Source organism: Frankia sp. AiPa1 (genome assembly GCF_023243075.1).
In the GTDB taxonomy this organism is placed as follows: Bacteria; Actinomycetota; Actinomycetes; order Frankiales; family Frankiaceae; genus Frankia.
The window spans coordinates 1-12,544 of sequence record NZ_JALKFZ020000116.1; the positions used below are offsets into that span (position 1 = coordinate 1).

A 12,544-nucleotide genomic window follows, 5' to 3' on the forward strand; every position below is an offset into this window, starting at 1 on the left:
CTGATCGTCCTAGTGGTCCGGCTCCCCAACCGGGAGCCGGACCACCCATTCATGATCATTGTGGCCGCGGTGTGGCCACGAACAGCGCGGTGACGCCTGTCATTTCGCGACACATCCCGTCATCACGCAGCGTAAAACATGCTGGTAGAACACCCTATTTGGCAGCGCTTGACACGTTGCGGCAGCCCGTCCGGCCGGCTGAAAACCTACCTGCGCGGACCGGGCCGGATTCTGCACTCGAAGCATCCCGACACCGTCTACCAGGAAATCCGGGGCTACCTGCTCACCCACCACGCGATCACCGCCCTGACCTGCCAGGCCGCGACCGCCGCCGGGACCGACCCCGACCGGATCAGGTTCACACGCACCGCCAGGATCATCCGGGACCGGGTCGCCACCGACCCGGCTTTTTCCCCCTGATCAGCGCACACACACTCTCGACGAGATCGCCGCCGACATCACCCGGCCGACCCGGCTCAACACCCGCCGCGAACGCACCTACCCCCGCGCCGTCCGTCGTGCCCGCCACAACCAGTACCCGGTCAAGAAACCCAGCCACCACGGCACCCGCCACCCCGCACCGCCCACGATACGGCTCGTAACCCGGCAAAACCCCAGGCCGCAACTTGACCCACTTAGCGGAAGCGGCATTGGCCCGAGCCTGGTACTCGGGCGGCGTTTAGAGGGCAAGTTCGGCGATAGCTTATCCGCCGGTGCGGTACGAGGTTCCAGTACGATCTGTCAGACGCAGGGCCTGCGGTGGAGCCGGGGGGGCGGGCCATATCTCGATCAGATGATATTCGAGAATCGGTGACTCTTCCTCGTCTTCGGAACCATGTTCCGCGTAGTTCCACGCATCGTCTCTTCCTCGGGCCGAGAAACGTACGCGATACTCGTCCACATCTGAAATGGCGAAGTTCGGCGAGGAGCCTTTCGGCCCGAGATCAACACCTCCTATTCGCAGTACGCCGTTGCGTACGGTGAAACTCACCTCGACGACCTCGGTCCAGTCGGAACCAGGTAGAGCAGGTGCCTCATCGAGGGTTTCGACGCTCACGTGGACTTGCTTGTACTGGGCGCCGGTGAAAATCATGACAGCGCCGCGACGGACTTCCACGAGCCCGTTCCCCGCTACCACCGGAACTTCACCGGGGTCCGGCAGGCCGTCTCCATAGAGCACGAACTGGGCTGGTTGCGTGAATACAAGCTCTTCATGCATAAGCCCATAGTATCGAAGGACGGCGGTGATGGGCAGGTCGTGAGGCGGCACGCTGACGGCGGTCCAGCGACGAATGCCGCCCCACGACCAGTACTCGGCCCGAACTAGGATTGTCTAGGGGGTAAGCTCGATGTAGAATCCGTCTCCGTCGACAATCCTGTTGCCTCCGTACCCAACCCGAAGGGCGTTTCCAGCCCCGTTGTTCGCGGTAGCAGAAATATCATACACCTCATACGTCACACCGCGAACGCCCTGCCAGTTACCCAAGGCATCATAGTCGTCCTCCCGCGTCGTAGTGGCAGGCGGGTATTCGTCACACTGGTTTCCTGGACTGGTGACGAAGTTGCGGCATTTATTAGTCCTGTTCTTGTCCTGCAGTGACTGATCGCTCGTGTAGTAGAGCAGGTTCCCGTCCGTTTTTCCTCGCCCGTGCCGGCCGGGGTTTCCCTGGAGCGTGTCCTGCGCCGTGGCGTAGTTGCGGGCCGCCACGCCGTACACGCCGTCAGACATCGACATCGGTATGATCGGCGTCGTTCCTACGACCACGCATCCGGCGTTGTAGTTACCGCGGAGATGGTCGCAGCGGATCGCCTGGTCATCGGTGATGTCCATATTTACACCGGCGAACACGTCAATGTATCCTGGGATATAGGATTCGTACGACACAGCAGCTGTGTTCGTCCACCCGACGTTGGGGTAGCCCGGGTCATCACAGTCGGGATTCCAAGTCTCGGACCCGACGGGATTGGACTCGGAGATTTCAATCGTCCCGACGCCGCCTCCAATGTTTTCCCGGCAGGACAGGCCGTTGTCATAGCTAATCTGCTGAAATCTAAGAGTCGGCTCGTTGAACTCGGTTATGTAGTGAAAAGTAAGCTGGGTGGTCCAATTCAGCGAGGATGGTGGCAAAATATGCTGCGCCCAGTAGACATCGTAGACCATAAAAGCCACCTCCTCGCCATTCTCGATCACATTGTGTCGCCTCTGCTCGACATGGCACGATTCAAATCGACCACTCGAATATTCCTGCAGTGTCTCGCCGTTTCTGTGCGCGGCGAGGTAAGCGCAGTCAGGCGACCCGTCATCGGACTCCAACGCGCTGACCGCAGCCTGGCGGGAAGCGCTGGACGGCGCCGCGGCATCCGCACTAACGCCGTCGCAGATCTTGGTAGTTCCGCGACTGCTGCAGCTTTCCGCCGATCCACCAGGCTTAATGTTTCTGATGACGCCAGGAGGAACCGGGCTGATCTTGCCGTGCGTGGACCTGGCAACCGGGGGAGTCGCCCGCGAACCCGGAGCGGCAGCCTGTGCTGTCGAGGTGATCGCGAAGGCTACCGAGGCTATGAGCGTGATCGTGAGAGGGACACGGAGCCGCTTTACCCTTCGGAAGATTTTGACCATCCCCTCCGCCTGCTACTCAAAGTAATCAACTGTGTCGATCGGCGTCGCCACGCTACAGAGTCCGACACTTCCGGGCAATAACGTCCGAACACGACTAGGTCACCTTGTGTTGCAGAAAGCCGCTAGATCTGTGCAGCTTGGAGGGGAGGTTTGCACTCTATGTGTCTACATGGCAACATTTGGTAGCTATTACCTTGGGCTTGCGTTGGTTGATTCGAGATGAAAAGAGGGTCTAGCTATGGGCATCGCGAGGGATGTAGGGGCCGCCGGGGAGATCCCATTCGATAAGGATCGTGAAGGTGGCGCCGAGGCGCAGCGGGATTGGAGCGTCCGAACTCCGGCTCTGGCTCACTTTTGGTTCGCGCTGTGGTTCGACTGGAGGTGAGAGACCATGCGCCACGAGGCACTGTGATCCGTGTGCGGGTGTGAGACCCGCGCCGCCGGTTCCGTCGCAGCGGAGCGGCAGAAGCTGGAGGCAGCCGGGGGGGTTTGGTGAGACGACTGGACCGGGTGGGGAGCAGCCTCGACAACGACGGGACGCACCGGCACTACCGGACGGTGTGGGTCCGGCAAGCGAGACGGGAAGGTGGACGCGAGGAACCAGCGTTGTAAAGCTCCTTAAGACCTCCGCCAGCTCGAAACCCGGTGGATCTGGGCTGGATAGCGGTGCGTACCGCCTGCACGGGCGGGAACTCCTGGATCGGATTGATCTTGCTGGTCGGGAGGCCACGGTGAAGGACTGCGGCGTAACCGTGGCGATGCCGCAGGGGCAAAGCTGGCCGCCTCACCCGACGAACGGAACACAGTGAACGTGGGAACCATCTCGGAACCTCCGCCCGATCCCGCACTCCAGACGGGTCGGCTGGGAAGGCGCGTCGTCCGCCGATGGCCCGAGGTGGGGCGGAGGTAGCTGTTCAGCTGAGGTCGAGGCTGAATGTGCTGTTCAGGCCGGGTGTGCGGCGGGTGGGAGCCAGGGGCCCGTGGTGAACAGTTGAACGAGGGCGTCGAGGGTGTCGACGCCCCATTTGCTGGCGGTGGACAGGTAGGACTGCACGACGGCGAAGTCCGCGAGGCCGGTCAGGGTTCGCCAGCAGCCACCGGATACCCGTTGCTGGATCTTGACTGGTCGGACGTCGCGTTCCGCGAGGTTGTTCGAGAACGGGACTGTCAGGTCGGTCGCGAACCGAAGGATCATGTCCTCATACCGGTGGAACCGGCGGATCAGCACCCGGGCATCCTGGGCGAGCGGGCTGCGTTTCCCCTGGTTGTCGGTCTCGCCGCGGGCGAGCGCGCCGAGATAGTGGTTACGGATCTCGGCCAGGGTGGCCGGGTCGAGGGTGTGCCGGCCGGCCGCGCGGGCGGCGGTCGCGGCGTGGTGGGCGTCGAGCAGGGTGCTGGCCAGCGCGTCGGCCCAGACCTGCCCGGGTGGGTCACCGTCATGGACCTGGCGCAGGTCGCGGAGCAGGTGGGCGCCGCACCAGGCGTGCAGAGCCCCGGCCAGGTGGGCGTAGCCGCTGTAGCCGTCGCGGACCAGCACCCCGGTGAACGTCGGCCAGACCCCGCCGGCGTCGATCGTGGCGGCCGAATGGTCTCCGACGTGCATCACGGTCAGGTAGTCGGTGCACGCGACGTGCAGGTAGCGCAGCGCGCCGTCGGCGCGGGCGGTGGTCTCGTCCGCGTGTGCGACCGGCTCAGCGACGCCAACCTGATCATCCCGCTCGGCGACGCCGCCGTCCCGGCCCGCTCCGGCCTGCCCTGCCCGCCGGGTATCGCCCCGATCCGGCTGTCGATCGCCGAGACCGCCCGGCTTGCCCACCTCGCCGCCCGCTACACCGCCGGGCTGATCAGCGCGGCGGCGGTCGCGTTCGCGCTGCGCTGGTCGCTACGCCGGCGCCGCCACCAAGCCGCGGCCCGCTGACACCACTACAGCACCCGGCTCACCGCCGCCACCGCAACCGGCACCGCGTAGCCCTCCACGGCCAGGAAGCAGATCACCTGATGTAACCACAGTCAGCACACATGGCATCATGCTAAGCGGCAGCACGATCACAGATCGGAAAACCGCGACTATAATACACACCACCCGGTTACCCAGGTCGCATGCCGCGGCGGGGAGAGCGTCTGGACACTCGCCCGATCGCAACGTCGAACGTCACCTCCCTCGATCCCTCGGCCGTTGCGATCACTCCCATCACGCGACCTCACGTCGCACGGCTGCCCTCAGCTCCACCCACCCTGCCGCGACAGAGCAGGCGGTGAAGTAAGGTCGGCCCGGGACGCGGTACTGGTATTGCTACCAGCCCGTTTCCCCGGACCGCCTTCCGCACCGGACATGCGACTCTCACCGCATCCGGCGCTCCACGGATTCCCTTGGGGCCACGCGGCTCAGGCCGTCGCGGATCTCGCCCATGGTGTCGGGATGTTGTAGCCCCGCCAGCGATACCGGGTTACTTGCCCCGCTGGGGAACGAACAGCATGACCCCGTCCTCTTCGGGTCGCCAACCGGGATCGCCGGTCAGATAGCGCCGTCGCAGAGTCCTCCAGTCGATCCCGGGATGCTGTTTCCTCAGCCACAAGGTCACCCGACGCCAACTGAAGGCGTCGAGATAGTGGAACGTGGCTGTAGACGACCCGAACCGGAAGTAGTAACACCATCCCCGCATCACCGCGTTGAGTTGGCGAAGCAGGTGAGCGAGGGTACGTTGTCCTCTCTTGCTGGTGGCCGCCCGCACCTTCTCCGTGATCGAGGCCAATGCCTTCTTCGACGGATAGGTATAGACGTAGTACCTGCTGGTGCCTCGCTTGCGCCTCCGCTGAATATGGAAGCCGAGGAAGTCCAGCCCCTCATCGATGTGGCCGACTCGGGATTTGGCCGCGGACAGTCGAAGCCCCAGCGGGGCCAGGACGGCCTCGACCTCCTCCCACAGCGCTTCCGCATGGGCTCGGGCACCACACACCATGATCAGAAAATCGTCCGCATAGCGAACGATCCGGTAGGTGGCTCCTCCGCGCCTGCGGTGTGCTGTCCGCCTGCCGCCACTGCCGTGGGCGTCCCATTTGGCGCAGAAATGTTCATCCAGCGCGGACAGGGCGATGTTGGCCAGCAGCGGCGAGAGTACGCCCCCAACGCAGTTGGCAACTGGCCGACCGGTCACCCTCCGTATCGGAGCTGGCGGCCGGGCTACTGTCGGCTCCGGATCGCTGTCGAAGTGGGATCCGATGACGGATCATGATCTTCTCGGGGCCGATGAGAACGTTCTTGACGAGTAGTCGCAGGACGCGCTGGCGGTCGGCGATCTGGGTGCTTTTCGCGTTCTCGCTCAGCTGTGACAGGAATCCCTCAAGGTCGGCCGCGAGGGTGAGGTAAAGGTCGCGGTCGGCGATCTGGCTGTCGAGCGCGTCGAGCTGGCCGCGGAGGTTCGTCTCGCGGGTGCGTAGCTCGGGCATTCGCGCGCGGAGTTCGTCGAGCGTGATCAGCTGTTCCTGAAATGCCTCGATCATGCGGGCGATGGCGGTGGTGGTCTTCGTGAGCGCGAGCTCGACCTGCTCGTGCTCACGCTTGGCGGGGTCCGAATTACGGGCCTGACGCAGCCGGCTGTCGATCTCGGCGTGAATGAGGGTCGGATCGCTGATGAGTTTCGTGATGTGTTCCCAGACGACGTCGTCGAGGTAGTCGGCGCGGACCGGTTTGTTCCAGCAGACCCGGCCGTTCTCGTAACGGTAGTCGTCGGACCCGAGGCACCGGTAGTAGTAGATCTTCTTGTTCGAGGTTCGTGTCGAGGTGCGGTAGTAGCCGTAACCACATGCCGAGCATGCGGCGAGACCCTGCAGAAGCGATGGGGTCGTCTTCGTGTTGCGCGGGGCGAAGCGTTTGTTCTCCTCCAGTCGGGCTGCGACCCGGTCGAAAACCTCCTCGCTGACAAGAGCGGGAACGGAAATCTCGACCCACTCGTCACGCGGCCGATCGACGACCCTGGTCGGTCGTGCCGTCGAGCGCCCTTGCAGCCGTGCCACCCGGTTCAGCCCGGCCGGCGTGTTGTCGACCATCGTCTTCCCGAACACCGCCTTCCCCTTGTAGGTGGGATTCCGTAGCATCGCCCAGATCACCGACCGATCCCAGCGGTTCTTGCCGGTGCGAGTCGGCACACCTTTCTCCATCAGCCAGCGGGCCAGCTCGGCGATGGAGGCGCCCTCGTCGGCGTAGCGGCGGAACATCTCGGCGACCAGGATCGCCTCGTGCGCCACGACCTCGTAGCCGGCGCCGAGGTGGTCGGAGCGGCGCCGGTAGTGATATCCGAACGGCGCGCCGGACAGCACGTTCACCGATCCCGCCCGTGCACGGTGGGCCTTCCCACGCCGGTAGCGCTCCAGGATCTGGGCCTTCTCATACTCGGCGAACATTCCCTGGAACTGAACCATCAGCTGGTCTTCCGGACTGTCCCCGCGGGGCCCCTTAACGAATTCGACACGGGTACCCGCCCGCGCGAACTCCTCCATCAGCAGAGCCTGGTAAGCGAACTTCCGCGCGAGCCGGTCCGGTGAATAGCACAGAACCACGTCGATCTGTATGGCCGCCACCAGGTCCCGCAGCCGCTCCAACGCCGGGCGGGTCAGCGTCGCACCGGAATGACCATCATCCTCGAAGACCCATTCCTCTGGCAGCGTCGCTCCCATCTGGCTGACACGTTCACGCAACGCCGCCGTCTGCGAGACGATCGTCTCGTTCTTCTTCTGCCGGTCCGACGACACCCGGGCATAAATCGCCACGTTCGTCATGAGCGTCTCCTCTCTGTTGATCGTTGTGAATCCTCAAACGCCGCGGCGGGACCAGAACTCCATACGCAATCGACAGATCCCGGGCGGCGTGACGGTCGAACACGTACTCCAAGGCGATCGCCCGCTCATTCATCCGTCGGACGCCCCACATCGGCCGACACGAGATAGTCCCTCAGCGCACCCGCGACCACCGCCGAAATCGTCGCACCGCGCCCGCGGGCATCGGCACGTATACGCTCGGCTATCACCGCGGGCAGCTTGACGGTGAACACGACATTCGGCTCGGGCACCGGAACCGGTCCGCCGGACTCCGCGTGAACCACATATCGCCGGGCCTGACGCAGCGACACGGAAAACCGTGAGGACAGCAGAAGGGCGACGTCCACAGCCGGGACGCCGCCCTCCAGCAGCCGTGCCGCAGCGTTCACCCGCTCGGCATACTCGCCTGCACCCACCCGAGAGTGATCACCCACAGGCAGATCACTACTACCATCTGTGTCACACGGTCACGTCGACACGCCGAGGCCGCTCCAGGCGCCGGTAGCTCAGCGTCACCTTGAACTCGAAGTTGCCAACTGCGTTGGGGGCGTAACGATGCCGCCCTGGGGTGTGCCGGTGTTCATGTCCCGGGTCGCGCCGTCGGCAGACATGATGCCCGCCTTCAGGAATGCCTTGACCAGGGCGAGAACTCGCTTGTCTCCGATTCGTCGGCGCACTCGTTCCAGAAGAGCGGAGTGCGCGATGTTGTCGAAACACGCCTCGATGTCCGCGTCCAGCACCCAGTGATAGCCCTTGGTGCCGAAGTGGTGGATCTCGGCGATCGCGTCCTGGGCCCGACGCTCGGGGCGGAAGCCGTAGGAAACCGGCTTGAAATCCGCCTCAAAGATCGGTTCCAGGACCAGCACGAGGGAAGCTTGCACAAGCCTGTCCGTCGCGGTGGGAATTCCCAACCTCCTGAGCTTTCCCCCGCTACCCGGCTTAGGAATCAGGCGTTCCCGCACCGGTAAAGGGATGAACGCGCGGGCCTTCAACTGCTCCCGCGCATTAGCCAGAAAGACCACGACGTCGGCGTCGTCGGCGATGGAGGCCGGGGTCACCCGGTCCACGCCTGCGGTGCGCGCCCCCTTGTTACCCCTCACTCTTTCCCACGCGACCGTGAGGAAATCGGGGTGATGCACGAGGTTGTAGAGGTCATCGAACCTGCGGTCGGGATCATCGACCGCCCATCGGTGCAGCTTGGTCTGCATCCGTCGTACCCGCAGCCGGGCCCCGTCAGGGTCCGACCACAGCTCACCGGTGTTCACCAGTGTCTCCGTCCCTTGCAGTTCCTCAACTACGTGAATCCGCTGGGTCGCTTCGCCATGTGGACGGCTTTCCCGCCCTCGGACTACTACCGGCCCTCCGCCCCACCTCGGGCCATCGGCGGACGACGCGCCTTCCCGGCCGACCCGTCTGGAGTGCGGGATCGGGCGGGGGCTCCGAGATGGTTCCCACGTTCACTGTGTTCCGTTCGTCGGGTGAGGCGGCCAGCTTTGCCCCTGCGGCATCGCCACGGTTACGCCGCAGTCCTTCACCGTGGCCTCCCGACCAGCAAGATCAATCCGATCCAGGAGTTCCCGCCCGTGCAGGCGGTACGCACCGCTATCCAGCCCAGATCCACCGGGTTTCGAGCTGGCGGAGGTCTTAAGGAGCTTTACAACGCTGGTTCCTCGCGTCCACCTTCCCGTCTCGCTTGCCGGACCCGCACCGTCCGGTAGTGCCGGTGCGTCCCGTCGTTGTCGGGGCTGCTCCCCACCCGGTCCCGTCGTCTCACCAGACCCGGCTGCCCCCAGCTTCTGCCGCTCCGCTGCGACGGAACGGCGACGCGGGTCTCACACCCGCACACGGATCACAGCGCCTCGTGGCGCACGGTCTCTCACCTCCACTCGAACCACAGCGCCTCACGGCGCAAACCGAAAGTGCGCGAGAGCCCGAGGTCGGACAGTCCCCCCTCGCCCGCCGCACCCCCGACGAGGGGGTCTAGAGCAGGCCGACGGACCGCAGGAGGAGCTGCCACTCGGCGACGACGTCGCGGGACAGGGTCAACGCGTCCAGGACGACCATGGGCGACCCCGGCGGGTTCCACTGGTGGGAGGAAAACCCGCGATTCGGCGGCGCGACCGCACGCTGATCTCCCGGTTCTCCGGCCGAGGGCACCCACGCTCGTGCCGTCGCCACCTCGCGACATCTGGTGGCCCGAACGGAGCGGAAAACCGCTGCTGTCCGACGCGCTGTGGCGGAGTCAGATATCGACGGGTGGCCCGCTCAGGATGCCCTGACTCCGGCTGTCGGGTGCTCCTGCTGTCCTACCTGGAGCTGTTTGACGAGGAACCGTGCCGGGTCGGCGACGTCGTGGCGGTGGCCGTGGTCGTCGAGGTAGTGGTAGCGGTCGAGGTAGCAGCAGCCGGTCTCCTGGTAGCCGAGCCGCTGGTAGAGCGCTGCGGCGCGCGGGTTGTCGTCGGTGACGCCGAGTCCGATCTGGTGGTGCCCACGGTCGTGTGCCAGGGCTTCCGCGGTGCGGACGACAGCCGTTCCGATGCCCTGGGACTGCAGTTCGGCGGGCCAGACGGCCAGGCCGTTGAGTTCGGGGCACTGGGGGTAGCGCTGGTTCACTTCGGGTGCGGCGCATCCTTGCCACAAGATCTCACCCGTTCCGACGGGGACGTCGTCGACCCAGGCGATCAGATAGGTGCTGAGGCCGCGTTGCTGGCGTTCGAACCTGATGGCGTGTCGCCGGGTCTGCCCGGGCGAGGGCATGCAGGCTTCCAGCAGTTCAAGGTCTTGTTCCTGGCACTCCCGGGTGTCCATTCCTCATCGTCCCGCCGCCGGCCCGCCGGCCCGCTGACGGGCCACCGGACAGCTCGGGGAACCACAGTCCGTGGTTACCCGCTCCAGAATGATGATCGCCTCGGCGGTCCTCCCGTCTGGCGCGTCGGGCTCCCGGCCGCCCGGTGCACGCCGCGGTGTGGTTCCGGTTGCTGCGACACCTGCTAGACGATGACCGGGGCATGGCTGGCCACACGCACCCGGTACCGCCCCTGCGGCGGACTCCCATGCGCGCGATGGCGCCGCCGCGGCGACGAGCCGGCAGAGTCAGCAGGATCCACCCCGCCTGTCTACCGGCCAGCCACCCCACCGCCCGCGCCCGGGCGGCGTCCCCGGGCCAAAAGGTCAGCTGGCATACCCCCTCCACAAGACTCTCCACGAGGGGCTCCAACAGACCCTCCGGCTCTATCCGGAGGCCCCGGGCGGTCCTGTCCGGGGCCGGGGTCGTGTTTTGGCTGGGGTGCCGCGGAGGAGACGTAGGAGGGTCAGGGCGCGTCGGGCGCGCGCGGGGTGGCGGCTGAACAGGGCGATCAGTCCGGCGAGCAGGGTCAGGACCGCGTCGGGAAGGTAGCGCAGGAGCAGGCCGGCGAGCAGCGGGAGCGAGGCCGCGGCCAGGCAGGCGGCGACGATGCTCATCGGCGTGGGCTCCGTGGTGATGCCACTACCATCGGGCCCGCCGCTCGGCGGGTCCGCGAGACCCCCGGGCGGCGGGGACGAACATCCTCGAACAACGGCAACAGCGGTTGCCGCTGGGATGTGTCGGCAGGTGGGCGTGATCGCCTTGGCACAATGAGCTCACCAGAAATTGGCCGCACCCGAGCAGCGGGGGCTCACCTCTGAAGGAGTCTCAATGGAAAAGGAACGCGGTACTGCTTCAGCCATGAGGTCCTCAGCGAAGTCGGCAGGGATAGATCACCTGCCCTCTATGCCACACTGTGTGACAGGAATCTGTAAAGAGGGTGACAGGCCCGTGCGTCACATGGCGTGTCACTGTCACGTCGAAGGCGGTCCATTGCTATTTTCCGTCCACGGATGAGGTAGCCAGACATGGAAGGACCGGTAGAGAGCGGCGCCTCGTACGAGACGCCAGCGGTCTGGACACGACGCTGCTCGCCGATGGATTCCATCTGGCCGCGGTGCGGCGACGGCGTCGCGCCGCGGCCTTCGCCGCGCAGGTGCTTCGCGTCTACGGCTACGCATGCGCCGCATGCGGCTTTGACGGCCGCCTCGGGGCAACCCCGGTCGGGCTGGAAGCCGCACACGTCCGCTGGCACAGCCAACACGGCCCCGACACGCTCGCGAACGGCCTCGCGCTCTGCTCGCTGCACCACACGCTGCTCGATCTTGGCGTACTCGGACTCACCCCCAACCGCACGATCAAGATCTCCGAGCTCTACACAGCCGATTCCTCATCTGGCCGGGCGATCCAAGACCTTGCTGGACGTCCGCTCGCCGCACCTGAACCCGGTGTTCCTCTTGGGGACGTGGAATACATCGCCTGGCACGGCCGCCAGGTCTTCCGGGCCGCAGCGGCCTGACCTGCCAACCGGACCATCGGACCGGCGCCCCGCCGCGCGAGGCCGCCGGCCAGGCTGGGATGATGACCGCGATCGACAACTGGACATGGCCGCCTCCGGCGGGCCTCCTGGACGGCGGGCAACGGTGCCCGCCGGAAGCGACATCGTCGCTTCGCTCCCCTGGGCGCGGGAGGTGATGCCCCATGACGCCGGAGATGGTCACGCTCGCGCTGATCGTTCTCACCGTCATCCTCGCGCCGAACCGCCGGTAGCGAGGAGGGGTGGGCGCGAGGATCCTCCTCGGCCCACTTCCGCCCATAACTCGCAACAGAAGGTGCGAGTTGCTCAACACGCGTGACATTCACTGTGTGGCGCACTCCACATGCTGGACACTCCGTGAGAAGTGCCGAACGCGCTATGGGTAACGACGGCGAATCGTCGTCTTGCCGACCCGCGTTATTCCAGATTCACGCTCTGTCAAGTTTCGCCCTGGCGCGCCCGGTAGTTCGCGGGGTCCACACCGGACTCGCGAGAGCTGGGCTCCGCAGGCCTTGACCGCCGGCAGCCCGGACAGGATGTCCCGCATCGTGGCGGCGAAGCGATCGGCCAGCGGTGGCACGAAGGTTGGCGCGCGCCGGCGGTCGTGTGAGGTTCGGAGGGTGTGCGCATCCAGGGCATCGCCCTGTGGCCTCAGCCTGGATGCACCGGCTGGATTTCCGCACCATTCCCGTTGATCTGTAACGATCGTTAACGTTCGGTAGTTGTT

12 protein-coding genes and 1 pseudogene are annotated in these 12,544 nt (G+C 65.5%); 3 read left to right on the plus strand and 10 right to left on the minus strand.

Features of this window, described 5'->3' with window-relative positions:
- Positions 1–168: 168 nt before the first annotated feature.
- A complete protein-coding gene (locus tag MXD95_RS09210; protein WP_250640133.1) occupies positions 169–420 on the plus strand; it encodes a hypothetical protein in 252 nt (83 codons plus the stop codon).
- A 283-nt stretch (positions 421–703) separates the two neighbouring features.
- Here MXD95_RS09210 and MXD95_RS09215 read toward each other — a convergent pair whose 3' ends face one another.
- The 3 genes and pseudogenes from MXD95_RS09215 to MXD95_RS09225 form a co-directional block, all read right to left on the minus strand.
- Complete coding sequence (locus tag MXD95_RS09215; protein WP_250640134.1) at positions 704–1,219, minus strand: hypothetical protein; 516 nt, start codon at positions 1,217–1,219, stop codon at positions 704–706.
- A 114-nt stretch (positions 1,220–1,333) separates the two neighbouring features.
- A complete protein-coding gene (locus MXD95_RS09220; RefSeq protein ID WP_250640135.1) occupies positions 1,334–2,191 on the minus strand; it encodes a NucA/NucB deoxyribonuclease domain-containing protein in 858 nt (285 codons plus the stop codon).
- Between the two features lie 1,372 nt (positions 2,192–3,563).
- A pseudogene (locus MXD95_RS09225) lies at positions 3,564–4,316 on the minus strand (IS66 family transposase); the annotation flags it as partial.
- Here MXD95_RS09225 and MXD95_RS09230 point away from each other — a divergent pair.
- Positions 4,251–4,538 carry a hypothetical protein gene (locus tag MXD95_RS09230; RefSeq protein WP_250640144.1) on the plus strand — a complete coding sequence of 96 codons (288 nt, stop codon included), beginning with the start codon at positions 4,251–4,253 and terminating at the stop codon, positions 4,536–4,538. The pseudogene MXD95_RS09225 and the gene MXD95_RS09230 overlap by 66 nt on opposite strands.
- 529 nt (positions 4,539–5,067) lie before the next feature.
- Here MXD95_RS09230 and MXD95_RS09235 read toward each other — a convergent pair.
- From MXD95_RS09235 to MXD95_RS09265, 7 genes are all read right to left on the minus strand, one after another.
- Positions 5,068–5,775 carry a group II intron maturase-specific domain-containing protein gene (locus MXD95_RS09235; RefSeq protein ID WP_250640136.1) on the minus strand — a complete coding sequence of 236 codons (708 nt, stop codon included), beginning with the start codon at positions 5,773–5,775 and terminating at the stop codon, positions 5,068–5,070.
- Positions 5,693–7,396, minus strand: coding sequence for a recombinase family protein (locus MXD95_RS09240; protein ID WP_250640137.1), 1,704 nt, complete (start codon positions 7,394–7,396; stop codon positions 5,693–5,695). The genes MXD95_RS09235 and MXD95_RS09240 overlap by 83 nt, the downstream gene beginning before the upstream one ends.
- 125 nt (positions 7,397–7,521) lie before the next feature.
- Complete coding sequence (locus MXD95_RS09245) at positions 7,522–7,851, minus strand: hypothetical protein (RefSeq protein WP_250640138.1); 330 nt, start codon at positions 7,849–7,851, stop codon at positions 7,522–7,524.
- A 96-nt stretch (positions 7,852–7,947) separates the two neighbouring features.
- A complete protein-coding gene (locus tag MXD95_RS09250) occupies positions 7,948–8,700 on the minus strand; it encodes a reverse transcriptase domain-containing protein (RefSeq protein WP_250640139.1) in 753 nt (250 codons plus the stop codon).
- A 715-nt stretch (positions 8,701–9,415) separates the two neighbouring features.
- Positions 9,416–9,592 (minus strand): hypothetical protein, encoded by a 177-nt coding sequence (locus MXD95_RS09255; protein WP_250640140.1) that lies wholly within the window; start codon positions 9,590–9,592, stop codon positions 9,416–9,418.
- Positions 9,593–9,700: 108 nt separating this feature from the next.
- Positions 9,701–10,243 carry a GNAT family N-acetyltransferase gene (locus MXD95_RS09260; protein ID WP_250640141.1) on the minus strand — a complete coding sequence of 181 codons (543 nt, stop codon included), beginning with the start codon at positions 10,241–10,243 and terminating at the stop codon, positions 9,701–9,703.
- 423 nt (positions 10,244–10,666) lie between these two features.
- On the minus strand, positions 10,667–10,897 hold the full coding sequence (locus MXD95_RS09265) for a hypothetical protein (protein ID WP_250640142.1): 231 nt from the start codon (positions 10,895–10,897) through the stop codon (positions 10,667–10,669).
- A gap of 500 nt (positions 10,898–11,397) precedes the next feature.
- On the opposite strand from MXD95_RS09265, the gene MXD95_RS09270 reads away from it, so the two are divergent.
- Positions 11,398–11,799 carry an HNH endonuclease gene (locus MXD95_RS09270; RefSeq protein WP_250640143.1) on the plus strand — a complete coding sequence of 134 codons (402 nt, stop codon included), beginning with the start codon at positions 11,398–11,400 and terminating at the stop codon, positions 11,797–11,799.
- Positions 11,800–12,544: the final 745 nt, after the last annotated feature.

Bases quoted from the DNA above. Each gene is read 5' to 3' on its own strand.
- MXD95_RS09215 (WP_250640134.1), bottom strand. From the start codon at position 1,219: ATGCATGAAGAGCTTGTATTCACGCAACCAGCCCAGTTCGTGCTCTAT.
- MXD95_RS09240 (WP_250640137.1), bottom strand. From the start codon at position 7,396: ATGACGAACGTGGCGATTTATGCCCGGGTGTCGTCGGACCGGCAGAAG.
- MXD95_RS09260 (WP_250640141.1), bottom strand. From the start codon at position 10,243: ATGGACACCCGGGAGTGCCAGGAACAAGACCTTGAACTGCTGGAAGCC.
- MXD95_RS09265 (WP_250640142.1), bottom strand. From the start codon at position 10,897: ATGAGCATCGTCGCCGCCTGCCTGGCCGCGGCCTCGCTCCCGCTGCTC.